Here is a 25,983-nt window from a genome sequence, read left to right on the forward strand (position 1 = left end):
GCCGCACTCGCGCCCATCCTCACCAGCCCCGCGCCGCCCGTCGGCGGGTTGCCGGATCTCGTCGCCGTAAGTATGTTGTCAGTCGTATGACGTTTGACCGCATACCGACAATGGAGTTGAGATCAATGAGGATTCCCCATCGCCTTCCGGCGATCTTCGCGACGGCCACCCTGGCCGCCTGCGCTCTGGCCGTCGCACAGCCCGCCGCCGCCGCCCCGGCGGCCGTGACGACGATCGTCGTCGCCCCACCGGGCGCGGAGGGTGCCCCCCAGGGCGACATCACCGTGCCCACGATCGCGGCGGCGAAGAAGGTCGCCCAGAACAAGGGCGCCCGCAGCGACGTTCGCGTCGTGCTCGACGGCGGCGTGTACGAGCTCGACGAGCCGCTGCGCTTCGGACCGCGCGACGGCGGCAGCAACGGCCACACCGTGACCTGGGCCGCCGCCGCGGGCGAGCAGGTGGTGCTCTCGGGCGGCGACGCCGTCGAAGGCTGGGAGCTGCACGACGCCGACGAAGACATCTGGGTGGCCCATGTCGCCCCCGGCACCGCCTCGCGCCAGCTCTACGTCGACGGTGAGACGGCCGCCCGCACGCAGCTGCAGCTGGGTGCCGACAAGAACGACCGCGCCCACTTGGAGTGGATGACGTCGGGCATCACGCTGCTCGACGACCGCTTCGGCGACCTGTCGGCCCTCGGCGACCAGGACGCGCTCGAGATCGTGAGCATGGGCTCGTTCACCGACCGCATCTCCCCCGTCGCCGCGATCGAGGGCGACGAGATCACGATGGTGCAGCCGGCGTGGGAGAACAACAACTTCGGCTACGACACCCTGAAGTCGCCCTACAACCGCGGCGCGCTCTACCTCGCCAACGCCTACGAGTTCCTCCACAACCCGGGCGAGTGGTACCTCGACTCCGACGACGGCCTGGTCTTCTACAAGCCCAAGCCCGGCCAGTCCATGGCCGATGTCGACGTCCGCCTCCCCCGGCTCGAGACGCTCGTCGAGATCGGCGGCACCTACGACACGCCCGTCACCGGCCTCGCGTTCGAGGGCATCGAGTTCGCCGACACCACGTGGAACCGGCCGAGCTCACAGTGGGGCTACGCCGACCAGCAGAGCGGCGCGCACATCGTGCAGGACTACGACGTGCCGGCCGATTACCTGACCTCGTGCCAGGACGGCTGCGCGCCGTTCGAGAAGTCGCGCAACGAATGGTGGCAGATCCCCGCCGCCGTGCAGGTGTCGGCGGCCTCGCAGATCGCCTTCCGCGGCAACACGTTCGAGCGACTCGGCTCGGTGGGGCTCGGCATCGGCATGGACCCCAACGCCCACGCCACCGAGGTGGGCTACGGCGCCAGCGACATCACCGTCTCCGGCAACACCTTCCGTGAGATCGCCGGGTCGGGCATCGTGGTGGGCGGCATCCAGCCCGATGCGCACCACCCGAGCGACCCGCGCATGACGGTGCGCGACATCACGATCCAGGACAACCTGATCACCCGCATCGGCCGCGGGTTCCGCGACAACGCCGGCATCCTGTCGACGTACGTCTCGGGTGCCGAGATCAGCCACAACACCCTCACCGACCTGCCCTACGACGGGATCGACATCGGCTGGGGCTGGGGCGTGAACGATCCGGGCGGCAACCAGTACTACCGGGATGCCGGTCTGTACGACTTCCAGCCGATCTACGACACCCCGACCACCTTCCGCGACAACCACGTCGCCTACAACCTCATCTACGACACCAAGAACGAGATGCACGACGGCGGCAGCATCTACACGCTGTCGGCGAGCCCCGGAACGGTGATCGAGCGCAACTACATCTACGACAGCCGCGAGACGTTCGGGATGCTGATCGATCAGGGTTCGCGCTACATCGAGACGCGGGAGAACGTCATCCTCGACTCGAGCCGCTACATCTACGTCAACGCCGACACCGCCGGCCCCGAGGTGTTCAACACCCTCGACCTGCAGTTCAGCTCCAACTGGTGGACCGGCGGGCGCGAGCGGTACGTGCGCTTCCCCGAGTACCGCACCACGTGGACCGGCGAGGTCGAGCTCAACGGCGTCGACCGGGAGGCGTGGCCGGCAGAGGCGAAGGTCGTCATGGCCGAGGCGGGCGTGCGCGGCGAGACCGGCGACCGGCCGCTGGCCCTGCTGACCTCGCCCGGGGCGGCCGGTCCGGTGTCGACGGCGACCCTGCAGGTGGAGGCCGTCGATCGCGGCGGTCTCGAGCGCATCGTCGCGAACGTGTACCAGGGCGGCACGCTCGTCAAGAGCACCCAGACCGCCTCAGGCGGCGCCACCCGCGCCACGCACACCGCCACCGTGCCCCTGGCCGACGGCGAGTACACCGTGAAGTACAACGCGCATGATCTCGCGGGCAACGTCTCGCAGACCGGCTCGGCCGCCTTCGTCGTCGACGGCACCGCTCCGACGGTGACCGTCAAGGAGGGCGCGGAGTTCACCGCCGGGGCCGACGGGGTGTATGAGCGCGTGAGCTTCAAGCTCCACGACACCGGCCGCATCGACCGGGTCGAGCTCAACGGCGTGGTGAAGGACCTCACCGACGACGCCTGGTCCGACGTGAACGGGGTCGCCCCCGGCGTCTTCGGCGCGGTGGCGGGCGTCAACACGCTCGTGACGTTCGACGTCGCCGGCAACGCCACGACGACGACCTTCACGCTCACCTGAGCGCATCCGGCCACGCGGGCGTCGCCCCGGGAGCATCCCCAGCGGGAGGTTCCGGAGCGGCGCCCGCCGTCGTGCGGCGGGTGTCTGGGCGCCGGCGCCCGGCCTCAGCCGGACGGTCGCCCCAGCCGCGTGCGCAGCCAGCCGGCGATGTCGGGCATGAGCGACGCGCCCACCTCGGCCGCGTCGCGGCGGGCGCCGGCGACCTCGAACGAGTGGCCGCCGCGGTCGATGAGGTGCAGCTGCGCGTCGGGGCACGAGGCCACGGCCGCCTCGAGGTCGGCGAGGGGCTGCACGAAGGGGTCGGCGGAGCCGCTGACGAACAGCTGCGGGGCCGTCACGGCCGGAAGGTGGGCCACCCGCAGCGCCTCGCTCTTGCCGGGCGGATGCAGCGGATAGCCGAGGTAGACGAGGGCATCGGGGGCGATCGCGCCCTCGGCAGCGGCCATCGACGCCATCCGCCCGCCGTACGACTTGCCCGCCGCGACCAGCGGCACGCCGGGGAACTCCACGGCCACGGCGGCGGCGACGGCCGCCCACGTCGCGATCGCGTGCGCGGCCGGTCCCGGCATCCGTCTGCCGGCTTCGAGGTAGGGGAACTGGAAGCGCACGACCGCGATCCCCGCCCCGGCGGCGGCCTCGGCCGCACCGGCCAGGAACGGGTGGGTCATGCCGGCGCCGGCGCCATGGGCCAGTGCCATCACGGCCCACGGCTCTTCGGGCGCCGTGACCAGGCGCGAGACGACGGTCTCCCCCGCCGGGAGGACGACCGCGATACCGGTCACGATGCGGGAGGGGCCTCGCCCGGGGTGGGGTCGATCCGCTCGCCGTAGCGGGGCGGCTCGGCATCCACCGGCGGGGCCGGCTGCGGCGCGGGCTGCGGGGCGGGCGTCGGGGCCGCCGCGGGCGGTGCGGCGGGGCCGGGCGCCGCGGGTGCGACCCGACCGCTCACGACCTCGCGCGCGCGATGGATCGAACGGGGCAGCACCGTCACCTCGTAGTGGTCGGCGACGATCTGCGTGACCGAGCTGTAGTCGCGGCGGCGCCGCAGGAAGGCGTAGACGATGAGGCTCATCAGCATGCCCAGCGCGATGCCCACGAGCATCACCCCGGCGAACAGCTGCACCGCCGCACCGGGGGTGCCCAGCACGAACAGCGCCGAGAACAGCAGACCCAGCAGGATGCCGTTGATCGCGCCCGACCGGGCGGCGGCCGCATAGCCGAGGCGTCCGGTGATGGTCTCCACCGAACGGATGCCGCGACCGACGATCGCGATGTCCTTCGCCGGGATGTCCGACTCGATCAGCCGCGAGACCGCCTTCTGCGCCGCGGGATACGAGCTGTACTCGGCGACCCTCTCGCCGTGTTCCGCGGGTGCGCCGCCCATCATGCTCATCGCTCCATCCTGTCACGCCCACCTTTGCGGCGGCCGAACGGCCCGGCACCGCCCGCGCGGATGCGACGCGGGAGAGGCTCCGGATCGGGGCGCGGCATCTAGGCTGGTGAGGTGAGTACGCAGAGGGTTTTCGTCGCACGCCTGACCGGCTGCGCGGTCTTCGACCCCGCGGGCGACCGGCTCGGCAAGGTGCGAGACGTCGTCGTCGTCTATCGAAAAGACGATCCGCCGCGCGTGGTCGGCCTGGTCGTCGAGATCCCCGGCCGCCGACACGTGTTCCTGTCCATCGGACGGGTCACCTCCATCGTCACCGGCCAGGTGATCACCACCGGCCTCATCAACGTGCGCCGCTTCCAGGCCCGCGGCGGCGAGGTGCGCGTCATGGCCGAGCTCGTCGGGCGCCGCGTCTACTTCACCGACGGCAGCGGCGACGCCGTGATCGAAGACGTCGCCATCGAGCGCAACCGGCTCGGCGAATGGGACATCGGTCAGCTGTTCCTGCGCAAGCCCAAGACGAGCGCGTCGCCGTTCGCCAAGGGCCCCACCACCTTCGTGCCGTGGTCGGACGTGCGCGAGAGCGCCGTGCCCGGCGAGGCCCAGTCGGCCGAGCAGCTGGTGGCCACCTACTCCGAGCTCAAGCCCGCCGACCTCGCCAACACCCTGCTCGACCTGCCCGAGGAACGCCTGCTCGAAGTGGCCGAGGAGCTTCCCGACGATCGCCTCGCCGACGCGCTCGAGGAGATGCCCGAAGAAGACCAGGTCGCCATCCTCGAGGCGCTCGGCGACGAGCGCGCCGCCGACATCCTCGACCAGATGGAGCCCGACGACGCCGCCGACGTGCTCGGCCAGCTGCCCGAAGACCAGCGCGAAGAGCTGCTCGAGCTGATGGAGCCCGAAGAGGCCGAAGACGTGCGCGCCCTGCTGAAGTACGGCGCCGAGACGGCGGGTGGTCTCATGACCAGCGAGCCGATCGTGCTGTCGGCCGATGCCACCGTCGCCGAGGCGCTGGCGGTGATCCGCCGCCACGAGCTGCACCCCGCCCTCGCCGCCGCCGTCTACATCACCCTGCCGCCCTACGAGACGCCCACCGGGCGGTTCCTGGGCACCGTGCACTTCCAGCGGATGCTGCGCTACCCGCCCTCCGAGCGGCTCGGGGCGATCATCGACGACACGCTCGACCCGGTGGCCGCATCGGCCTCGGCGGCCGAAGTGGCCCGCATGCTCGCCAGCTACAACCTCGTCTCGGTGCCGGTGGTCGACACCGCGCACCGCCTCGTCGGCGCCGTCTCCATCGACGACGTGCTCGATCATCTGCTGCCCGAGGACTGGCGCTCCCACGACGGCGAGGTGTCCGCGGCATCCGGATCGGCGGTGACGCGATGATGGCCCGCCCGCCCAAGGTGACCCTCGAGGCGCCCCGCGGCCGCGGTGGCATGCTCTCGCGCACGCCGCAGCCCTCCCGCGACCGATTCGGCCGGTTCACCGAGTGGATCGCGCGCGCCATGGGCACGCCGATGTTCCTGCTGCTGCTGAGCCTGTTCTGCCTGGTCTGGCTGGCATGGAACACGCTGATGCCGCCGCACCTACGCTTCGACAGCGCCGCCAACGGGTTCACGGCGCTCACGCTCATGCTGTCGCTGCAGGCCTCGTACGCCGCGCCCCTGATCCTCCTCGCGCAGAACCGGCAGGACGACCGGGACCGCGTGCAGATCGAGCAGGACCGCCAGCGCGCCGAGCGCAACCTCGCCGACACCGAGTACCTGGCCCGCGAGATCGTGGCGCTGCGGATGGCACTGACCGAGGCCACCGAAGAGGTCGTCACCCGCGACGTGCTGCGGCAGGAGCTGAAGGCGCTGATGGAGAAGCTCGACGAGCGGGGCGCGTCGGCCGCCGGCGCCCAGCCGTCGAGCCCGTCGTGACCGGCACCGCGGCGAACGCCACCGCCGTCGAGGCCGCCGTCGGCGCCGTCATCGATCCCGAGCTGCGTCGCCCGCTGTCCGAGCTCGACATGGTGCGCGCGGTGACCGTCGATTCCGGCCGCGCCCACGTGGCGATCGCCCTGACGATCGTGGGATGCCCGGCCGCCGACCGCATCGAACGCGATGTGCGCGCCGCCGCGGCATCCGTGCCCGGCATCGCGGCCGTCGAGGTCGAGGTGGGCGTGATGACGCCGGCTGAGCGCGCCGCCCTCACCGAGCGGCTGCGGGGCGGGCGGGCCGCCCGCACCTCGGCGTTCGGGCCCGACAGCCTCACCCGTGTGATCGCCGTGACCAGCGGCAAGGGCGGGGTGGGCAAGTCGACGCTCACGGCGGGGCTGGCTGTCGCGCTGGCCGCCGACGGGCTCGCGGTGGGTCTCATCGACGCCGATGTGCACGGCTTCTCGATCCCGGCGCTGCTCGGACTGGTCGACGCGCAGGGCTTCGCCCCGCAGCCCACGCGCATCGACGATCTCATCGTGCCGCCGGTGGCCCACGGCGTGAAGACGATCTCGATCGGCATGTTCCTCCCCCGCACGGATGCCGGCGGCCCCGGCGCCGGCGCGGTGGCCTGGCGGGGCCCGATGCTGCACCGCACGATCCAGCAGTTCCTCACCGACGTGCACTTCGGCGACCTCGACGTGCTGCTCATCGATATGCCGCCCGGCACCGGCGACGTCGCCATCTCGGTCGGGCAGCTGCTGCCGCACGCCGAGGTGCTGGTGGTCACCACCCCGCAGCCCGCCGCCGCCGACGTGGCGGTGCGCAGCGGCACCGTCGCCCGGCAGACCGGTCAGCAGGTCATCGGCGTCGTCGAGAACATGGCGGCGCTCACCCTGCCCGACGGCACCGTGCTCGACCTCTTCGGCGCCGGGGGCGGCGCCGCCGTGGCCGCCGCGCTGTCGGCCGCCGGGGCCGACGTGCCGCTGCTGGGCTCGGTGCCGCTCTCGCCCGCGCTGCGGGCCGGTGGCGACACGGGGGTGCCCGTCGTGGCATCCGACCCCGACGACCCCGCGGCGCGCGCGATCATCTCGGTGGCCCGGGCCATCGCCCGCCGGCCACGCGGACTGTCGGGCCGCGCCCTGCCGGTCGCGGTGCGCTGAGGGCTGGAGGCCACCGGCGATCCCGCTCACGCGGGGGTCGCGCTCGTGTGAGGGGCGCCGCTCGGGAGTGGGTCGCGCGGTCAGGTGGCTTCGGAGTCGAAGGGCACCGGGGCGTTCGGGTCGAAGGTGCGCATCGGTGTGGCGGCGGTGGCCGTCACCGCGGCGGCGACCCCGGCGGCCTGCACGGTGGCCACGGGCGCATCGTCGATGAGCGCGTCGCGGATGATGCGGCGCGGGTCGTACTGACGCGGGTCGAGCTTGCGCCACTCGATGTCGTCGTAGTCCTCGCCCATCTCCTCTTTCACGCGGTCGCGGGCCCCGTTGACCCACTCGCGCGCGCGCCGCGTGAACCGGGCGAGCATCTCGGCGTACTTCGGCAGCTTCTCGGGGCCCAGCAGCAGCGCGGCGAACACCCCGATGAGGAGAAGCTTCTCCATGTCGAGGCCGAAGAACATACGCACCAGGTTACCCGTGCGCCTGCGCGTCGCCGCGCACCCCGCCACGTAGGCTGGCCGTCAGGAGGTCAGCGCATGGGCGATTACGACGCGGTCCGCAGGTTCACCGACGAGGCGACCGTCGAACCCGACACGATCGCGCGCGCCCGGGCGGCCGCGCTCGAGATCGGGGCCGACCCGATCAGCGCGCCGGTGGGCGCGCAGTGCGCCGTCATCGCAGCGGCCACCAACGCCCTCAACATCGTCGAGATCGGCACCGGCGGCGGCGTGTCGGGCCTGTGGCTGCTGCACGGCGCACCGCGGGCGACGCTGACCACCATCGACAAGGAGCCCGAGCACCTCGCCGCGGCCCGCTCGGCCTTCGCCGACGCCCGGGTGCCGGCCGCGCGTGCGCGGTTCATCACCGGTCGGGCATCCGATGTCCTCCCGCGCATGAACGAGGCGTCGTACGACATCGTGCTCGTCGACGCCGACCCCGAGAACGTCATCGACTACGTCGAGCACGGCCTGCGCCTCGTGCGCGCCGGCGGCACCGTGCTCGTGCCGCGCGTGCTGGCCGGCGGCGGCGTGGCCGACCCGGTGCGTCGCGACGCGATCACCACCGCCTACCGCACGCTCATCCAAGAGACGCAGGGCTCGCCCGCGGTGCTGGGCGCGCTGTCGATCGTCGGCGAGGGCCTGCTGCAGCTGACGACCACCGCCATCGTCCCGCGCTGACGACGGCATCCGCCGCCCGGAAACGGAGAACGGCCGGTCCGAAGACCGGCCGTCGCCGTGAATCAGAACGAGGTCAGGCGGCGCCGACGACCCCGCCGAGGACACTGTGCAGTTCCTTGGCCTCTTCGTCGTTGACAGAGACGACCAGGCGACCGCCACCCTCGAGCGGGACGCGGACGATGATGAGGCGCCCCTCCTTCACGGCCTCCATCGGTCCGTCACCGGTACGCGGCTTCATGGCTGCCATTGGGCTCCCTTTCGTCTGAGGACTACCTGATAAGTTTACCGGTCTTGACAGGTCGCGCTCACCCGACGGCGTAGATCGCCGTCATCTCAGGGGATCTGGTAGTACGTGCTCGCCAACGCATACATGTTGTAGATCCACCACCACTGCCCGAGCAGAGACGCCGCGAGCACTCCGACACGCCACCACGTCGACTTCGGCAGCGCCAGCGCACCCAGCAGCGGCACCAGCGGCACGAGCAGGCGGAAGATGCTCGACTGCGGGAAGAACACCAGCAGCAGATAGACCAGGTAGCTGGCCGACCAGAGGCGGATCTCGACGCCCAGTCGCCGCACGTGCGGCTCGAACAGCAGCACGGCCGCCAGCCCCACGACCACCAGCGCCAGCAGGATGTAGCCGAGCACCTCGGGCAGGCCCCACAGCCGGAACCAGATCGCCGTCGCGTGCACGAACCCGTCGAAGGGCACGAACGCGGCGCCGGTGTCACCGGTCCACGAGCGGCGCCACGCCAGCTCGGTCTCGAGGTAGGCGGCGGGATCCCCCGTCGCCCAGGCCGCGATGTACTGCCACGACAGGCCCACGGCCGCGGCGAGCAGGCCGGTCAGCACGATGTGCACGATCTGCCGCACCGGCAGCGGGTCGGTGCGCCGTCGCATCCATCGCCAGATGCCGTAGAGGGCGAGCATCAGCGCGAACGCCAGCACCCCGGGTCGCGTGTAGCCCATGAGCGGGATCAGCCCGTAGAGCCAGCCGAACCGGCGCTGCTGCACGCACCACAGCGCCAGCAGCAGCAGCAGGAGGAACAGCCCTTCGGCGTATCCCACCTGGAACAGCGCCGCCAGCGGCATCGAGGCCAGGAAGACGACCGCCCACAGCGCCGCCGACTCGTCGAGACGCCCCCGCAGCAGGTGGTACAGCGCCAGGCACGCGCCGTAGCCGGCGGCCAGCGCCAGCAGCAGCGCGCCGACCCCGTACGAGCCGAACGGCAGGCCGATCACCCGCGCCAGCACCGGGAACAGCGGCATGAACGCCCACTGGTTGGTGGTGACCACGCCTGCGTCGTCGAGCGGCAGGGTCGAGGGGTAGCCGTAGTCGGAGATGAACTGGTACCACTGCGCGTCCCAGCCGAGCACGAAGGTGCCGATGGTCGCGTCGGCCCCGAACCGCGACGCCGGGGTCGACAGCTCGGCGGCGATCACCAGCAGCACCGTGGTCACCGCCCGTGCGGCGAGGTAGATGAGGGCGATGCGCGCGGCGATGGGCAGCCGCGCGACGGCGGCCCTCACGACGCGGTGAGCCAGGCGCGCAGGCCCTGCTCGACCGCCGTGATCTGCTGCAGCGGCACGCGCTCCTCATCGTGGTGGGCCAGGCTCGGGTCGCCGGGGCCGTAGTTGACGGCCGGCACCCCGAGGGCCGAGAACCGGGCCACGTCGGTCCAGCCGTACTTGGGGCGCGGCTCGGCGCCGACCGCGGCGACGAACTCCTGTGCCAGCGCGGCATCCAGCCCGGGGCGTGCACCCGCGGCGAGGTCGACGACCTCGACGTCGAACCCCTCGAGCACGTCGCGCACGTGGGCGACGGCCTCCTCGGTGGTGCGGCTGGGCGCGAAGCGGAAGTTCACCTCGACCTCGCACAGATCGGGGATGACGTTGCCGGCGACGCCGCCGCCGATGCGCACGGCATTGAGCCCCTCTCGGTACGCCAGCCCGTCGACGACGATCTCGCGCGGACGGTAGGCGGCCAGGCGGGCGAGGATGGGCGCGGCGGCGTGGATGGCGTTCTCCCCCATCCAGGCGCGGGCGCTGTGCGCGCGCATGCCGGTGGTGCGAACGACCGCGCGCAGGTTGCCGTTGCATCCGCCCTCGACCTGCCCGGCCGACGGTTCGCCGAGGATCGCGAAGTCGGCGGCGAACAGGTCGGGCCGGGTGCGCGCCAGCCGCGTGAGCCCGTTGAGCTCGGCCGCGACCTCCTCGTGGTCGTACCACATCCAGGTGATGTCGACCCGGGGGTCGACGAGCTCGGCGGCGAGCTTGAGCTGCACGGCGGTGCCGGCCTTCATGTCGACCGTCCCCCGCCCCCACAGGTAGGGCTCGCCGTCGATGTCGACGAACCGCGTGGGCAGGTTCTCGTTGATCGGCACGGTGTCGATGTGCCCCGCGATCGCGACCCGCTGGGCGCGGCCCAGGTGGGTGCGCGCGACGATCGTGTCGCCGTCGCGATAGACGTCGAGGTGGTCGAGCGCGCTGACGGCGGCGAAGATCGCGTCGGCCAGCGGGGTCTCGTCGCCCGAGACGCTGGGGATGTCGCAGATCGTGCGGGTGAGTTCGACGGCGGACTGCGACAGGTCGAGCACGGGCATGCCGCCGAGTCTACCGAGCCCCTCGCCCCGCTCCCTCTCCCCCGTTCACTGGCGCCTACATGTCGGATGCCGGGGCGAGAGTCAGCAACAAGCCGCGAGCGAACCCGTCAGTCCCGCGCCCACCCCTCGCCGCCCCCCGTTCACTGGCGCCCAGTTGCCGGATGCCGGGGCGAGAGGCAGCAACAAGGCGCGAGTGAACGGAGTGAGCTGCCCGAGCCCCCGAGCAGCACGACCCTCGCGACCTCCTCGCCCACCACCAGCCTGCTCATATACCTCGCCGACCCGACTCACACACCTCCCGACCCGATTCCCTGGCGCCCAGATGCTGGATGCCGGGGCAAAAGGCAGCAACAAGCCGCGAGCGAACGGGGCGGGAGGGCCGATCCGGCGCGAACCCATCCCCGGGCTCTCCTCGTGCTCGTCGATGCTCACGTCCCCACCACCCGCTCGTCCCCTACCTGCTCGCAGCCTCCCCGACCGGTTCGTCCACCCGCACACCCCTTCCCAACCGTGTTCACTGGCGCCCAGATGTCGGATGCCGGGGCGAGAGGCCACGTCAAGGCGCGAGTGAACGCGGGGGCGAGGGCGGGGGCGAAGCGCGCCCGCGGGGCCCCGGTAGCCTGGAGGCATGAGCGAAACGCGGTGGGTGTGGGGTGCGGGTCTGGCCACGGTGGCAGCGGACGGAACGGTGCTGGACACCTGGTATCCCTCGCCGGCGGCCGGACGGGCACCGGCCGAGCCCGACACGACGGCCCTCGACGCGCACGCCGGCGTCGACGAGCGCCGCGACGTGACGGTGACGGTCGTCGTCACCGAGATCGACCTGGATGCCGCGCCGGCCTCGACCAGCGACGCCTACCTGCGCCTCCACGCGCTCTCCCACCTGCTCGTGGCCCCGAACGACCTCGTGCTCGACGGCATCTTCGGCCACCTGCCCAACGTCGCGTGGACCAACGCCGGTCCGGTGCACCCCGACGACCTGCCGCGGCTGCGGGCGGGGCTGCAGCGCGCCGGCATCCAGGTGCAGGGTCTGGACAAGTTCCCCCGCCTCACCGACTACGTCGTCCCCGCGGGCGTGCGCATCGCCGATGCCTCACGGGTGCGGCTGGGCGCGCACCTGGCCCCCGGCACCACCGTCATGCACGAGGGCTTCGTCAACTTCAACGCCGGCACCCTGGGCGCCTCGATGGTCGAGGGCCGCATCTCGCAGGGCGTCGTCGTCGGCGACGGCTCCGACATCGGCGGCGGCGCCTCGATCATGGGCACCCTCTCGGGCGGCGGCTCGCACCGCGTCTCGATCGGCTCGCGCACGCTGCTGGGCGCCAATGCCGGCATCGGCATCTCGCTCGGCGACGACTGCATCGTCGAGGCCGGGCTCTACGTCACCGCCGGGTCGAAGATCGTGCTGCCGGCCGAGGCGCCGCTGCATGACGGCTCGCGCCCGGTGATCAAGGGCGCCCAGCTGTCGGGTCAGAACGGCATCCTCTTCCGCCGCAACTCGCTGACCGGCGCGATCGAGGCCGTGCGCCGCGAGGGCGCCGGCGTCACGCTGAACGAGGCGCTGCACGCCTGAGCCCCGGGCGCCAACCGCCCGCGCGCCGGCGGCGCTACGCTCGAGCGATGAGCAAGCGCGTGCCGAAGAAGGTCTACGAGAGCGAACTGCGTCGCCTGCAGGCGCAGCTGGTCGACATGCAGGCGTGGGTGCAGTCGACGGGCGCGCGGATCGTGGTGATCTTCGAGGGGCGCGACGCCGCCGGCAAGGGCTCGACGATCAAGCGCGTCACCCAGTACCTCAATCCCCGCGTCGCGCGCGTGGTCGCGCTGCCCTCGCCCACCGAGCGCGAGCGCACGCAGTGGTACTTCCAGCGCTACGTCGACCACCTGCCGGCCGCCGGCGAGATCGTGCTGATGGACCGGTCGTGGTACAACCGCGCCGGGGTCGAGCACGTCATGGGCTACTGCACCAACGCCGAGTACCACCGCTTCCTGCACCAGGCGCCGATCTTCGAGCGGATGCTGGTGGAAGACGGCATCCTGGTGCTGAAGTACTGGTTCAGCGTGTCGGACGTCGAGCAGGAGGCCCGCTTCCGCTCGCGCAACGACGACCCGATGCGCCGCTGGAAGCTCTCCCCCAACGACGTGCTGTCGATCACGAAGTGGGAGGACTACTCCCGGGCGAAGGACACGATGATCGTGCACACCGACATCCCCGAGGCGCCCTGGCACGAGGTGGACAACGAGGACAAGCGCCGCGGGCGGCTGAACATGATCCATCACCTGCTCTCGCAGATCCCGTGGCAGCCGGTGGAGCGTCCCGAGGTGGAGATCCCGCCGCGGCCCGCCGGCGGCAGCTACGAGCGTCCCCCGCAGGACCGCAGCGGGCTCGTGCCCGATCACGCCGCCGAGGTGGAGGCCGCCGCCCGCTCCTGACCGCGGCGCGCCCGCAGCGCGACACCGCGCCCGCGGCGCGACACCGAGCCGCGCCGCGCCCGCGGCGCGACACCGAACCGCGCCGCGCCGCCCCGCGACTCAGCCCAGCAGACCGGCGATGAACCACGTCCAGACGCACTGGAAGGCGAGCATCGCCAGGCTGTAGCCGATCGCGGCGCGCAGGATCTCGGACTCGCGCCCCACGAGCCCCACGGCACCGGCGGCGATGGCGATCGACTGCGGCGAGATGACCTTGGCGGTGGTGCCGCCGGCGGTGTTGCCGGCCACGAGCACCGCGGGGTCGAGTCCGAGCTTGTCGGCGGTGGCCACCTGCAGCGGCGCGAACAGGGTGTTGTTGTTGACCACCGAGCCGGTGAGGAACACGCCGATCCAGCCGATGATGGGGGCGATCAGCGGGAAGATCGGGCCGACGGCCGCCAGCGCCGAACCCATGGATGCCGATCCGCCCGAGTAGTTGGCGATGTTGGCGAGCATCAGGATGACCGCGATCAGCGCGAGCGCCTGCCACAGCTCGCGCACGGTCGCGGTGAAGGTCTCGCCGAGCCGGCGGGCCTTCAGGCGCGGCGTGGTCCAGAACGTGACGAGCACGGCCACGAGGATCGCGGTGCCGGTGGCGTTCAGCGGTGTGAACGTCCAGGCCGCCGTGACGGTGTCGCCCGCGGCGGTCTGCACGGCGCCGGTGAGGCCGGGCACGGGCACGGTCACCACCGCCCAGGCCAGCGGGCCGCCGGGGGCGAACAGCGCCTTGAACGCCGGCAGGCTCCACACCAGGATCGCCGCGGTGAGCACGTAGAACGGGCTCCAGGCGACGGCGACCTCGCGCACGGTGTGGCGTTCGACGGCGGGAGCCTCGCCGCCGCCCTCGCGGAAGATGCGCCGCGGCTGCCACACCCGGCCGAGCACGAACAGGGCCACCATCGCCCCGAGCCCGGCGCCGAGGTCGGCCAGCTCCGGACCGAGGAACCAGAGCACGCCGGCCTGGATGCCGCTGAAGACGAGGGTGACCACGAGCGTGGCCGGCCACGTCTCGCGCAGTCCCTTCCAGCCGTCGAGGATCGCCACGAGCAGGAACGGGATGAGGAGGGTGAGCGGCTGCAGGATCAGCACCATCGCCCGCGACAGGTCGAGCACGTCGATGCCGCTGACCTGCGCGCCGACGATGACCGGGATGCCGATGGCGCCGTAGGCACCGGCGCCGGCGTTGGCGACGAGCGAGATCATGGCGGCCTTCACCGGCCGGAAGCCCAGCTGCACCAGCAGCGCGGCGCAGATCGCGATCGGCACGCCGAACCCGGCGGCGCCTTCGAGGAACCCGCCGAAGGCGAAGCTGATGAGCAGCACCTGGATGCGCTGGTCGGGCGAGATGCCGGCGATCGAGGAGCGCACGACGTCGAAGCGGCCGCTGGCGACGGCGACCTTGTAGAGCCACACCGCCATGACGATGATGTAGGCGATCGGCCAGAGGGCGGTGAGCAGCCCGAGCAGTCCCGCGCCGGCGACGGCGGATGCCGGCATCCCGAACACCCACAGCGCGACGATCACCTGCGCGGCCAGGGCGATGAGACCGGCCCAGATGCCGCGCAGCTTCAGCACGACCAGGCAGATCAGGAAGACGAGGATCGGGACGGCGGCCACGATGGCCGACAGCCACAGCGCTCCCAGCGGGTCGGTGCTCTCGGTCCACATGTCGTCGGCTGTCCTCTCACGGCGGTCACGGCATCCGCGGTGAGGCGGCCCACGTCACACTAGCGGTTCCGCGGGGCTCCGCGGCGCGCACGCACGCGCGCGGCGCCGTTCGGGCGTCAGCGGGAGACGGGGTAGTCGCGCTCGCCCGAGCCGATGTACAGCTGCTGGGGGCGGCCGATCTTCTTCTGCGGGTCGTACTGCATCTCACGCCAGTGCGCGAGCCATCCGGGCAGGCGCCCCATGGCGAACAGCACCGTGAACATGCGCGTGGGGAAGCCCATCGCCTTGTAGATCACGCCGGTGTAGAAGTCGACGTTCGGGTAGAGCCGGCGCTGCTGGAAGTACTCGTCGTTGAGCGCGATCTCCTCGAGCTCCTTGGCGAGGTCGAGCAGCGGGTCGTGCACGCCGAGCTCTTCCAGCACGGCATCGGCCGACTCCTTGACGAGCTTGGCCCGCGGGTCGTAGTTCTTGTAGACGCGGTGCCCGAAGCCCATGAGCTTCACGCCGTCTTCCTTGTTCTTCACACGCTCGACGAAGCGCTGCACGCTCTCCCCCGAGTCGCGGATGCGCGCGAGCATGTCGAGCACGGCCTCGTTGGCGCCGCCGTGCAGCGGGCCGTACAGGGCGTTGATGCCCGCCGAGACCGACGAGAACTGGTTGGCGCCGGTGGAGCCGACCAGGCGCACCGTGGAGGTGGAGGCGTTCTGCTCGTGGTCTTCGTGCAGGATGAGCAGCCGCTCGAGGGCGCGCGAGACGACGGGGTTGATCTCGTACTCTTCGCTCATCACGCCGAAGTTCAGGCGCAGGAAGTTGTCGACGAAGCTCAGCGTGTTGTCGGGGTAGAGGAAGGCCTGCCCGATGCTCTTCTTGTGCGCGTAGGCGGCGATGACCGGCAGCTTGGCCAGCAGGCGCACGGTGGTCACCTCGACGTGCGACGGGTCGTCGGGGTCGGACTCGTTCTCGTAGTACGTCGACAGCGCGGCCGTCGCCGACGACAGCACCGACATCGGGTGCGCGGTGGGCGGCAGCGACGAGAAGAAGCGCTTGAGGTCTTCGTGCAGCAGCGTGTGACGGCGGATGCGATGATCCCACTCGGCCAGTTCGTCGGCCGTCGGCAGCTCGCCGTAGATCAGCAGCCAGGCGACCTCGAGGAAGCTGCTCGACTTGGCGAGCTGCTCGATCGGGTAGCCGCGATAGCGCAGGATGCCCTCGTCGCCGTCGATGTAGGTGATGGCCGACTTGGTGGCGGCCGTGTTCACGAAGCCGTAGTCGAGCGTGGTGTGGCCGGTCTGCTTGGTGAGCGACGCGATGTCGATGGCGGGTGCACCGTCGGTGCCCCGCACGACGGGCAGTTCGGCGGTGCGGTCACCGACGGTGAGAGTCGCCGTCTGACCGGTCGCCGGCTGGGGGGTACCCGAATCGCTCACAAAGCCTCCTTGCGGTTTGGATCTGGCGGTCGTTACAGCCTAATGGGCGGGCAGGCCTACCCAGATCCGCGCCAAAGGAACGCAGGATCCGTAGGAGGAACCCTACGAAACGGCGCCCAGGCGCGCGGCGGCGGCGGCGATGCGCTCGTCGGTCGCGGTCAGCGAGAAGCGCACGTGCTGCGGGAAGTGGTCGCCGTAGAAGTGGCCGGGGCCGGCGAGGATGCCGAGTCCGGCGAGCCGGTCCATCGACTCCCATGCGTCACGGCCCTCGGTCGCCCAGAGGTAGAGGCCGCCTTCGGAGTGGTCGATGCGGAAGCCGGCCGCCCGCACCGCGGGGGCCAGCAGCGCCCGGCGGGCCGCGTAGCGCTCCCGCTGGACGGCCACGTGCGCGTCGTCGGCGAGGGCCGCGGCCATCGCCGCCTGCACCGGGGCGGGCAGCATGAGTCCGAGGTGCTTGCGCGCGGTGAGCAGCCGGGCCACGAGCGCGCGGTCGCCGGCGAGGAAGGCGGCGCGGTAGCCGGCGAGGTTCGACTGCTTGCTCAGCGAGTAGACCGACAACAGCCCCGACACGTCGCCGCCAGTCACCCGCGGGTCGAGCACGCTCGGCGTCGAGCCTTCGGCGGCCGCGGGCTCCCACGAGCCCTCCCAGCCGAGCTCGGCATAGCACTCGTCCGAGGCCAGCACAGCGCCCAGCTCCCGCGCGCGCGCCACCGCGGCGCGCAGCTGCGCGACGTCGAGCACGCGGCCGTCGGGGTTGCCGGGAGAGTTGAGCCACACCAGTCGCGTGCCCTCGGGCCAGCTGGCAGGGTCGTCGGCGGCCACCGGGGTCGCCCCGACCAGCTTCGCGCCGACGGCGTAGGTGGGATAGGCCGCGCGGGGGTGCACGACGATGTCGCCGGCGCCCAGGTCGAGCAGCAGCGGGAGCAGGGCGACGAGCTCTTTTGAGCCGACCGTCGGCAGCACCTGGTCGACGGTGAGGCCGCTCACGCCGCGGCGGCGCGCGTACCAGTCGACGATCGCCTCGCGCAGCGCCGGCGTGCCGACCGTCTGCGGGTAGGCGTGCGCGTCGGTGGCCGCCGTCAGGGCGGCGGCGACCACGGCGGGGGTCTCATCGACCGGCGAGCCGATCGAGAGGTCGACGAGGCCGTCCGGATGCTGCTTCGCACGCGCGGCGTAGGGGGCGACGGCATCCCACGGGTAGTCGTCGAGGTGACGGACGCCCATCAGTGCGACTGCGGCGGGAGCGCCGAGATGATCGGGTGGTCCTTGGCGATCACGCCGATCTTGGCGGCACCGCCGGGCGAGCCGATGTCGTCGAAGAACTCGACGTTGGCGGTGTAGTAGTCCTGCCACTCACCGGGCAGGTCGTCTTCGTAGTAGATGGCCTCGACGGGGCAGACCGGCTCGCAGGCACCGCAGTCCACGCACTCGTCGGGGTGGATGTAGAGGGATCGCTCGCCTTCGTAGATGCAGTCGACGGGGCATTCGTCGATGCATGCACGGTCCTTGACATCCACACAGGGCAGGGCGATCACATACGTCACGCCCTCCAGTCTAGATCGTGTCGTCCTCGGTGGCCGGTGCCGGCTCGGGCACGGAGGGCCACCCGACCACGATCGCCGTGATGATCGGCACCGCGAAGGTCCAGATGAGGCCGGAAGAGATGTCGCCGTCGACGGGCGCGGGGACGACGACGGATCCGCCCGGCCCGCGGCCCGAGAATACGAGCGCGGCCAGCGTCGCCCCGATGCCGGTGGCCGCGGCCGCCCAGCGGTCGGAGACCAGCAGCCGCACGGCGACCAGCAGCGCGGTGACCCCCACGATCGCCACGACCAGCCCCACCGGCAGCGGACCCCACGTGGCCGCCTGGCCGATCGTGCCCGCGACGCCGAAGACGACTCCGATCACGAGGGCGACGAGCCAGGTGCCGATGCGTGCCGCCGAGGATGTCACCCCTGAAGTCTAGGCTCAGCGCGGTCGGGGGTCAGGCCGCCAGGCCCCACAGTCGCAGCAGGGCCGCCGTGGCCGCCGCGGCGACGACCACCGCGAGGAAGGGCGCCCGCAGCATCAGCAGGCCCGCCGCCACCAGCAGCGCCGGCACGCGCGCGTCGACGACGATGGCCTGGCCGAAGCCGAGGGTCTGCACCGCCACCAGCGCCGAGAGCAGGGCGACGGTGAGCAGGTCGGTGATGCGGGTGGGGGTGGGCGCGTCGAACCAGCGCGGCGGGATGAGGTAGCCGATCGCCTTCAGCGCCACGCAGATGATCGAGGCCAGCAGCACCGCGTTCCACAGGGTCATGCGCGCGCCTCCCGCTCGGCGAACAGGTTCGCCCAGCCCACGATGACGGCCACGACCGCCGCCACCAGCACGGGCAGGCCCGGCATGAGCACCGGGGTCAGCGCGACGGCGACGACAGCGGATGCCACGCCCACCGCGATCGGCTGCCGGCGGCGCAGCCGCGGCCACAGCAGCGCCAAGAAGGCGGCGGCCGCCGCGGCATCCAGCCCGTACTGGCGCGGGTCGCCCAGCACGTCGCCGAGGAGAGCGCCGGCGAGGGTGGTGAGGTTCCAGCCCAGCCAGATGCCGATGCCGGTAGCCCAGAAGCCCACCGTGCGGGCGCGGCGACCCGTGAGGGCCAGTGAGACGGCGGTGGACTCGTCGATGGTCACGTGCACGGCGGCCGCGCGTCGCCACGGGGTGGTGCCGACGATCGGCGCCATGCGCAGGCCGTAGGCGACGTTGCGCACCCCCAGCAGCCCCGCCGAGGCGATCGCCGCGGGGGCGGCCGCGATGCCGCCGGCGCCGATCACGCCGACGAAGGCGAACTGCGAGCCGCCGGTGAACATCACCAGGCTCAGCACGCAGGTCTGCCAGACGTCCAGGCCGCTGGCCACCGACAGGGCGCCGAACGAGATGCCGTACGCGCTGGTGGCGATGACCACCCCCAGCGCATCGCGCCACGCGCGGCGCACCTCGACGTCGTCGCCGCCGGGCGCGGGCTGGTCGGGATCCACCGCTCGATGCTATCGACGGCGCGGCCGCTCCCCCGCCGCCGTTGCGCTCCCGCCCGCGGCGCGGCATCATGGAGCCACACCCAGAAAACGCTTTCTGTTGCGCCGACCCGCGGCGTTCTCATCACGGTCCACCCGGATCACCCTCGGACGAAGGAGTCCCATGAGAACGCCCTCCCCTGCCCGCCGCCTGCGGCTGGCCCTCACCGCCGGCGCCACCGGCGCGGTCCTGGCCGCCGGGCTCGTGCCCACGGCGGCCGTCGCCGCCGCCCCCGCCGCCGACGACCTCGGCCGCCAGGTGCTGCCCGCCGGCGACGGCTGGGCCTCGTGGGCCGGCACGACCGTGCCCGAACGCGTTCCGCGCGAAGCGGCATCCGTCACCGGCGGCGCCGCCGCCGCGCCCGCCGACGTCTACGTCGCCTCCACCTGGCAAGAGCTGCGCGACGCCCTCGCCGGCGCGCCCGGCGGGTCGCAGAACGACGCCCGCTACAACCAGGCCCCGCGCATCGTCTACGTCACCGGCACCATCGACCCGTGGCTGCGCGCCGACGGCACCCGACTCACCTGCGACGACATCGCCGCGTCGGTCACCGTCGCCGGCGGCGGCGCGTTCTCGATGGACGACTACATCGCCGCCTTCGGCCCCGGCATCGACCCCACCGGCCCGCTGGAGGCCGCCCGGGTGGAGGCGGCGGCCCTGCAGGCGCGCGCCACCCTGCAGCACATCGGCTCCAACGTCACCCTCGTCGGCGTCGGCGACGACGCGCGCGTGGTGGGCGCCTCGCTGCGCATCCGCGACGCGCACAACGTGATCGTGCGCAACCTCACCCTCTCCGACGCCTACGACTGCTTCCCGCAGTGGGATGCGAACGACTCCGGAGGCAACTGGAACTCCGCCTACGACAACCTGTCGGTGTGGACCTCGACGAGCGTGTGGATCGACCACAACACCTTCGACGACGGCGAGCACCCGCCGCTGTCGCTGGAGCGGGTCTACGGCCGCCCCTTCGAGGTGCACGACGGATTCGTCGACGTCACCCACGGCGCCGACCTCGTCACGATGTCGTGGAACTGGTTCCAGAACCACGACAAGACCGACCTCATCGGCTCGTCCGACTCGCGCACGCAGGATCGCGGGCAGCACCGGGTGACCCAGCACCACAACCGGTGGACCGACATCGGCCAGCGCGCACCGCGCGTGCGCTACGGCGACGTGCACGTCTACAACAACCTCTACGAGCAGACCGCGCTCTCGCTGCAGGAGTCCACGCCGGGCTCCGACTTCTTCCAGTACTACTGGGGCGCGGGACGCGAATCGAGCATCGTCGCCGAGTCCAACGCGATCGAGCTCGTCGACGAGAGCACCGTGAACCGGATCATCGCGGGGTGGGGCGGCACCGAGCTGTCGGCATCCGACACCCTGGTGAACGGCACGGTCGTGGACGTGCTCGCCGCCTACAACGCCACCGCGGCCGCGCCGCTGTCGGCCATCACCCGGTGGAACCCGCGTGACGCGTACGCCTACGAGCTGACGCCGGTGACGCAGGTCGCGGATGCCGTGCGCTCGGGCGCCGGCGCCGGCGTGCTGGCATCGGGGTCGCCCGTGGCCACCGCCGCGCCGGGCGCCTTCACGCTCTCCGACGACAACGGCTGGGACACCGGCCTGCGCGACGGCGACTACACCGTGACGGGCAACCTGTGGTGGGGGCAGAACGCCGCGGTGGTGAAGCTCTATGAGAACGGGGTGCTCCTGGACGCCCAGGCGCTCACCGGCACCTCGCCCGCCGCCCAGCGGGTCGCCTTCGACGTGCGGGGCCGGGGTGACGGCACCTACGCGTACACCCTCGAGGCCGTGAACCCCTACGGTGTGACGACCTCGCGCACCCACACGGTCACCGTCACCGACGCCGCGCCGGGCACCGCCGTGCTGCGGGCAGGCGCCGTGCGCGGCGGCGAGGTCGTGGTGACGATGGACCTGTGGTGGGGCCAGAACGCCACCGAGTACGTGCTGCTGCAGAACGGGGTGGAGATCGATCGGCAGGCGCTGACGGCGGCGACCCCGCGCGCCCAGCACGCCGAGACCCGGGTGGCTGGCCTCACCCCCGGCACGCACGTGTTCACGGGCGTGCTGCGCGGCCCGGGTGGCGAGACCCCGACCACCCCGGTGGAGGTGAGCGTCGACTAGCCTGACCGCATGCAGCACCGCATCTTCGGCATGCCCTTCGGCACGGTCTACCCGCTCTACATCGCCAAGGCCGAGCGCAAGGGGCGCACGAAGGACGAGGTCGACGAGGTCATCACCTGGCTCACCGGGTTTGACGAGGCCGCCATCCAGCGTCACGTCGAGGCCGGCACCACCTTCGCCGACTTCTTCGCCGACGCCGAGCTGAACCCCCACGCCTCGCTGATCACCGGTGTGATCTGCGGGGTGCGGGTGGAGCAGATCGAGGACCCGCTCATGCAGAAGATCCGCTACCTCGACAAGCTCGTCGACGAGGTCGCGCGGGGCAAGGCGATGGCCAAGATCCTGCGGTGACCCGGATCCCGCGGTGACGACAGAGCCCGCGGTGACGACAGAAGGGGTGCCCCCCCGCCGGGTGGCACCCCGTCTGTGCGGGTCAGGTCAGGAGTCGGCGTCCTGGCGCTTCAGACGCGCGGTGGCGCGGGCGCGCTCGGTGGCGTCGAGGTTCACCTTGCGGATGCGCACGATCTCGGGCGTGACCTCGACGCATTCGTCGTCGCGGGCGAACTCGAGGCTCTCCTCCAGCGACAGCTGACGCGGCGGGGTCATCGACTCGAACGAGTCCGAGGTCGAAGAGCGCATGTTGGTGAGCTTCTTCTCCTTGGTGATGTTCACGTCCATGTCGTCGGCGCGCGAGTTCTCGCCGATGACCATGCCCTCGTAGACCTCCTGCGTCGGCTGCACGAAGAACGACATGCGCTCCTGCAGGGCGATGATCGCGAAGGGGGTCACCACACCCGAGCGGTCGGCGACGATCGAGCCGTTCTGACGGGTGGAGATGTGACCGGCCCACGGCTCGTAGCCGTGCGAGATCGCGTTGGCGATGCCGGTGCCGCGGGTGGTGGTGAGGAACTCGGTGCGGAAGCCGATGAGGCCGCGCGAGGGCACGACGAACTCCATGCGCACCCAGCCGGTGCCGTGGTTGGTCATGTTCTCCATGCGGCCCTTGCGGGCGGCCAGCAGCTGCGTGATCGCGCCGAGGTACTCCTCGGGGGCGTCGATGGTCAGGTGCTCGAACGGCTCGTGGGTCTTGCCGTCGATCTTCCTGGTGACCACCTGGGGCTTGCCCACGGTCAGCTCGAAGCCCTCGCGGCGCATGTTCTCGACGAGGATGGCCAGCGCCAGCTCACCGCGGCCCTGCACCTCCCACGCGTCGGGGCGGCCGATGTCGACGACCTTCAGCGACACGTTGCCGATGAGCTCGCGGTCGAGGCGGTCCTTCACCATGCGGGCGGTGAGCTTGTGGCCCTTCACCTTGCCGACCAGGGGCGAGGTGTTGGTGCCGATCGTCATCGAGATGGCGGGGTCGTCGACGGTGATCGCCGGAAGCGGGCGCACGTCTTCGGGGTCGGCGATCGTCTCGCCGATGGTGATGTTCTCGAACCCGGCGATGGCGACGATGTCGCCGGGGCCGGCCGACTCGGCCGGGTAGCGCTCGAGGGCGCGGGTCTTCAGCAGCTCGGTGATGCGCGCGTTGCTGGTGGTGCCGTCCGAGCGCACCCAGGCGACGGTCTGGCCCTTCTTCAGCGTGCCGTTGAACACGCGCAGCAGCGCCAGACGGCCGAGGAACGGGCTGGAGTCGAGGTTGGTCACCCACGCCTGCAGCGGCGCCTCGTCGTCGTAGGCCGGGGCGGGCACGTGCTCGAGGATCGCCTCGAACAGCGGCTCGAGGTCTTCGTTGTCGGGCAGTTCGCCGTTGGCGGGGCGGTTGCGCGAGGCGGCGCCGGCGCGGCCCGAGGCGTAGACGACCGGAACGTCGAGCAGGGCGTCGACGTCGAGGTCGGGCACGTCGTCCTGCAGGTCGGATGCCAGGCCCAGCAGCAGGTCGTGGGCCTCTTCCTCGACCTCGGCGATGCGCGCGTCGGGGCGGTCGGTCTTGTTCACCAGCAGGATGACGGGCAGCTTGGCCTCGAGCGCCTTGCGCAGCACGAAGCGGGTCTGCGGGAGGGGGCCCTCCGACGCGTCCACGAGCAGCACGACGCCGTCGACCATCGACAGACCGCGCTCGACCTCGCCACCGAAGTCGGCGTGGCCGGGGGTGTCGATCACGTTGATCGTCACCGGAACCTCGGTGTGCTCACCGTTGTAGGTGATCGCCGTGTTCTTGGCGAGGATCGTGATGCCCTTCTCGCGCTCGAGGTCGTTCGAGTCCATCGCACGCTCTTCGACGTGCGCGTGCTCGCCGAACGAGCCGGTCTGACGGAGCATGGCGTCCACCAGCGTCGTCTTGCCGTGGTCGACGTGCGCGACGATAGCGACGTTGCGGAGATCCGGACGAAGGGCGTGCGCCATGAAGGGTCCTCAGAGTGCAGATTGGGGCGCCACCCGGATTCGGGGGCACCCCATTCTACAAGCCCTTGCTGAGCGCAGACGTCAGGACGGATGCCGGGGCTCCCGGCATCCGTCCTGACGAGGTGCGCGGCGGCTCAGACCGCGGCGTCGCGACCGGCGGCCAGCAGCGCCGCACGCGCCTCGCGACGCACGCGCTGGGCAGCCGGGTCGGGCACCGGCACGGCGGCGATGAGGCGCTGGGTGTACGGGTCCTTCGCGCCGCGGAGGATCTGGTCGCGCGTGCCGCTCTCCACCAGCTTGCCGTGGTGCATCACCGCGATGCGGTGGGCGAGGATGTCGACGACGGCCAGGTCGTGGCTGATGAACAGGCACGCGAACTGCAGCTCCTGCTGCAGCTCCTGCAGCAGGTCGAGGAAGCGGGCCTGCACCGAGACGTCCAGCGCCGAGGTCGGCTCGTCGGCCACCAGCAGCTCGGGGGCCAGGGCCAGCGCACGGGCGATGCCGACGCGCTGACGCTGACCGCCCGAGAGCTCGTGCGGGAAGCGGTTGCGGTACGAGGCGGGCAGCTCCACCTGGCTGAGCAGCTCTTCGACGCGCTTGTCAAGGTCTTTGCCGCTGGCCACACCGGCCAGCAGGATCGGCTCGCCGATCGACTGGCCGATGGGCATGCGGGGGTTCAGCGACGACGCCGGGTCCTGGAAGACGATGCCGGTCTTGCGACGGATCGCGAACAGCTCCTTGCGCGAGGGCGCGGAGATGTCGGTGCCGACGGTGAGCAGCTTGCCCTCGGCGATGGGCAGCAGCCCGATCGCGGCACGGCCGAGCGTGGTCTTGCCCGAGCCCGACTCCCCCACCAGTCCCACGATCTCGCCGGGGTAGATGTCGAGGTCGATGTGCTCGGCGGCACGGAAGGCGGGGATGCGCCCGCGCTTGGGGTACTCGATCGCGACGTCCTGGAAGCTGAGGACGGGCGTGCGGGTCTCGGTGACGACGACCTCCGACGCGCGCTCGCGCACGGCGGCCAGCGACGAGGCCTGCTGCTCCTCGAACGCGGTCGGCTCCTCGATGACGCCCAGGCCCAGGTGCGGCACGGCGGCCAGCAGCTGCTGGGTGTAGGGGTGCTTCGGTGCGGAGAAGATCTGCTCCACCGCGCCCGACTCCACCACGAGGCCGTTCTTCATCACCATGATGCGGTCGGCGAGGTCGGCGACCACGCCCATGTCGTGGGTGATGAGGATGATGGCCGAGTCGAGGCGCTTGTGCAGGTTGCGCAGCAGATCGAGCACCTCGGCCTGCACCGTCACGTCCAGGGCCGTGGTGGGCTCGTCGGCGATGAGCAGCAGCGGGTCGCACGAGATCGACTGGGCGATCATGGCGCGCTGGCGCTGACCACCCGACAGCTGGTGCGGGTACTTGTGGAACGACTGCTCGGGGTTGGGCATCTCGACCATGCGCAGAAGGTCCACGGCGCGGTCCTTGGCGTCCGAGGGCGCGAGCGAGCGGTCGTGGGAGCGCAGCGCCTCCATGATCTGGAACCCGATCGTGTACACCGGGTTCAGCGCCGTCATCGGCTCCTGGAAGATCACGGCGATGTCGTTGCCGCGCAGCGACCGCAGGGTCGCGTCGTCGACGCCGCGCAGCTCGCGGCCGAGCATCTTGATCGAGCCGGTGACGCGGGCGTTCTCGGGCAGCAGCCCCAGCAGCGCCATCGAGCTCGTGCTCTTGCCCGAGCCCGACTCGCCCACGATGGCGAGCACCTCGCCGCGGCGCACCTGGTAGTTCATGTCGATGGCGGCCGGGTAGAACTGGCCGTCGACCCAGAACTCGACGCCGAGGTTGCCCACCTCGAGGATCGTCTCGGGCAGCGACTCGTGGGACGCCGGGGTGGTGGCGTCGATTCCCGTCGTGTCAGTCATGAGTGGTTTCC

At 71.6% G+C, this 25,983-nt stretch carries 24 protein-coding genes; 9 read left to right on the forward strand and 15 right to left on the reverse strand.

The window, feature by feature from the left end; translation table 11 throughout:
• Nucleotides 1-125: 125 nt before the first annotated feature.
• A complete protein-coding gene (locus N3K63_RS09180) occupies nt 126-2,699 on the forward strand; it encodes a right-handed parallel beta-helix repeat-containing protein (protein WP_261579844.1) in 2,574 nt (857 codons plus the stop codon).
• 104 nt (nt 2,700-2,803) lie between these two features.
• Here the strand turns inward: N3K63_RS09180 and N3K63_RS09185 are convergent, their stop codons facing one another.
• Nucleotides 2,804-3,472 (reverse strand): alpha/beta hydrolase family protein, encoded by a 669-nt coding sequence (locus N3K63_RS09185; RefSeq protein WP_261580079.1) that lies wholly within the window; start codon nt 3,470-3,472, stop codon nt 2,804-2,806.
• A 5-nt stretch (nt 3,473-3,477) separates the two neighbouring features.
• A complete protein-coding gene (locus tag N3K63_RS09190) occupies nt 3,478-4,092 on the reverse strand; it encodes a general stress protein (RefSeq protein WP_261579845.1) in 615 nt (204 codons plus the stop codon).
• 111 nt (nt 4,093-4,203) lie between these two features.
• Between N3K63_RS09190 and N3K63_RS09195 the strand changes: the two genes are divergently transcribed.
• The 3 genes from N3K63_RS09195 to N3K63_RS09205 are packed head-to-tail and all read left to right on the forward strand — an operon-like array spanning nt 4,204 to nt 7,171.
• Nucleotides 4,204-5,475, forward strand: a complete 1,272-nt coding sequence (locus N3K63_RS09195) for a magnesium transporter MgtE N-terminal domain-containing protein (protein ID WP_261579846.1) — start codon at nt 4,204-4,206, stop codon at nt 5,473-5,475.
• Complete coding sequence (locus N3K63_RS09200; RefSeq protein WP_261579847.1) at nt 5,475-6,011, forward strand: DUF1003 domain-containing protein; 537 nt, start codon at nt 5,475-5,477, stop codon at nt 6,009-6,011. The genes N3K63_RS09195 and N3K63_RS09200 overlap by 1 nt, the downstream gene beginning before the upstream one ends.
• Nucleotides 6,008-7,171, forward strand: a complete 1,164-nt coding sequence (locus N3K63_RS09205; protein ID WP_261579848.1) for an Mrp/NBP35 family ATP-binding protein — start codon at nt 6,008-6,010, stop codon at nt 7,169-7,171. Before N3K63_RS09200 ends, N3K63_RS09205 begins: the two co-directional genes overlap by 4 nt.
• An 80-nt stretch (nt 7,172-7,251) precedes the next feature.
• Here the strand turns inward: N3K63_RS09205 and N3K63_RS09210 are convergent, their stop codons facing one another.
• Nucleotides 7,252-7,626, reverse strand: coding sequence for a Sec-independent protein translocase TatB (locus N3K63_RS09210; protein WP_261579849.1), 375 nt, complete (start codon nt 7,624-7,626; stop codon nt 7,252-7,254).
• Between the two features lie 75 nt (nt 7,627-7,701).
• On the opposite strand from N3K63_RS09210, the gene N3K63_RS09215 reads away from it, so the two are divergent.
• Nucleotides 7,702-8,343: an O-methyltransferase gene (locus N3K63_RS09215; protein ID WP_261579850.1), complete on the forward strand. Its 642-nt coding sequence runs from the start codon at nt 7,702-7,704 to the stop codon at nt 8,341-8,343.
• 73 nt (nt 8,344-8,416) lie between these two features.
• Here the strand turns inward: N3K63_RS09215 and N3K63_RS09220 are convergent, their stop codons facing one another.
• The 3 genes from N3K63_RS09220 to dapE form a co-directional block, all read right to left on the reverse strand.
• A complete protein-coding gene (locus N3K63_RS09220; protein WP_121058084.1) occupies nt 8,417-8,590 on the reverse strand; it encodes a DUF3117 domain-containing protein in 174 nt (57 codons plus the stop codon).
• Nucleotides 8,591-8,676: 86 nt separating this feature from the next.
• Nucleotides 8,677-9,873, reverse strand: coding sequence for a hypothetical protein (locus N3K63_RS09225; RefSeq protein WP_261579851.1), 1,197 nt, complete (start codon nt 9,871-9,873; stop codon nt 8,677-8,679).
• Nucleotides 9,870-10,946, reverse strand: a complete 1,077-nt coding sequence (dapE, locus tag N3K63_RS09230; RefSeq protein WP_261579852.1) for a succinyl-diaminopimelate desuccinylase — start codon at nt 10,944-10,946, stop codon at nt 9,870-9,872. Before dapE ends, N3K63_RS09225 begins: the two co-directional genes overlap by 4 nt.
• Nucleotides 10,947-11,574: 628 nt before the next feature.
• On the opposite strand from dapE, the gene dapD reads away from it, so the two are divergent.
• Nucleotides 11,575-12,519: a 2,3,4,5-tetrahydropyridine-2,6-dicarboxylate N-succinyltransferase gene (gene dapD, locus N3K63_RS09235; protein ID WP_261579853.1), complete on the forward strand. Its 945-nt coding sequence runs from the start codon at nt 11,575-11,577 to the stop codon at nt 12,517-12,519.
• A gap of 47 nt (nt 12,520-12,566) precedes the next feature.
• Nucleotides 12,567-13,376, forward strand: a complete 810-nt coding sequence (ppk2, locus tag N3K63_RS09240; protein ID WP_261579854.1) for a polyphosphate kinase 2 — start codon at nt 12,567-12,569, stop codon at nt 13,374-13,376.
• 99 nt (nt 13,377-13,475) lie between these two features.
• Here ppk2 and N3K63_RS09245 read toward each other — a convergent pair whose 3' ends face one another.
• The 7 genes from N3K63_RS09245 to N3K63_RS09275 form a co-directional block, all read right to left on the reverse strand.
• On the reverse strand, nt 13,476-15,083 hold the full coding sequence (locus N3K63_RS09245) for an L-lactate permease (protein ID WP_261579855.1): 1,608 nt from the start codon (nt 15,081-15,083) through the stop codon (nt 13,476-13,478).
• 116 nt (nt 15,084-15,199) lie between these two features.
• Entirely contained in the window at nt 15,200-16,510 is a 1,311-nt protein-coding gene (locus tag N3K63_RS09250) for a citrate synthase (protein ID WP_261579856.1), read from the reverse strand.
• A gap of 102 nt (nt 16,511-16,612) precedes the next feature.
• Nucleotides 16,613-17,734, reverse strand: a complete 1,122-nt coding sequence (dapC, locus tag N3K63_RS09255) for a succinyldiaminopimelate transaminase (protein ID WP_261579857.1) — start codon at nt 17,732-17,734, stop codon at nt 16,613-16,615.
• Entirely contained in the window at nt 17,734-18,054 is a 321-nt protein-coding gene (fdxA, locus tag N3K63_RS09260) for a ferredoxin (RefSeq protein ID WP_261579858.1), read from the reverse strand. The genes dapC and fdxA overlap by 1 nt, the downstream gene beginning before the upstream one ends.
• A 10-nt stretch (nt 18,055-18,064) precedes the next feature.
• Nucleotides 18,065-18,463, reverse strand: a complete 399-nt coding sequence (locus N3K63_RS09265) for a DUF6113 family protein (RefSeq protein WP_261579859.1) — start codon at nt 18,461-18,463, stop codon at nt 18,065-18,067.
• A gap of 31 nt (nt 18,464-18,494) precedes the next feature.
• Complete coding sequence (locus N3K63_RS09270; protein ID WP_261579860.1) at nt 18,495-18,809, reverse strand: AzlD domain-containing protein; 315 nt, start codon at nt 18,807-18,809, stop codon at nt 18,495-18,497.
• The gene (locus N3K63_RS09275) at nt 18,806-19,525 is read right to left on the reverse strand and encodes an AzlC family ABC transporter permease (RefSeq protein ID WP_390895141.1); all 720 of its coding nucleotides are present in this window, start codon (nt 19,523-19,525) and stop codon (nt 18,806-18,808) included. The genes N3K63_RS09270 and N3K63_RS09275 overlap by 4 nt, the downstream gene beginning before the upstream one ends.
• A gap of 160 nt (nt 19,526-19,685) precedes the next feature.
• Here N3K63_RS09275 and N3K63_RS09280 point away from each other — a divergent pair, with 160 nt between their 5' ends.
• Nucleotides 19,686-21,707, forward strand: coding sequence for a pectate lyase family protein (locus N3K63_RS09280; protein WP_261579861.1), 2,022 nt, complete (start codon nt 19,686-19,688; stop codon nt 21,705-21,707).
• Between the two features lie 9 nt (nt 21,708-21,716).
• Nucleotides 21,717-22,058, forward strand: coding sequence for a DUF2200 domain-containing protein (locus N3K63_RS09285; RefSeq protein ID WP_261579862.1), 342 nt, complete (start codon nt 21,717-21,719; stop codon nt 22,056-22,058).
• Nucleotides 22,059-22,145: 87 nt separating this feature from the next.
• On the opposite strand, the gene typA is transcribed toward N3K63_RS09285, so the two are convergent.
• Both typA and N3K63_RS09295 read right to left on the reverse strand, forming a co-directional pair.
• Nucleotides 22,146-24,056, reverse strand: a complete 1,911-nt coding sequence (gene typA / locus N3K63_RS09290; RefSeq protein WP_261579863.1) for a translational GTPase TypA — start codon at nt 24,054-24,056, stop codon at nt 22,146-22,148.
• A 134-nt stretch (nt 24,057-24,190) separates the two neighbouring features.
• Nucleotides 24,191-25,972, reverse strand: coding sequence for a dipeptide ABC transporter ATP-binding protein (locus N3K63_RS09295; RefSeq protein WP_261579864.1), 1,782 nt, complete (start codon nt 25,970-25,972; stop codon nt 24,191-24,193).
• Between the last annotated feature and the right edge of the window lie 11 nt (nt 25,973-25,983).

The organism is Microbacterium festucae (assembly GCF_025421715.1).
Classification (GTDB): Bacteria; Actinomycetota; Actinomycetes; order Actinomycetales; family Microbacteriaceae; genus Microbacterium; species Microbacterium festucae.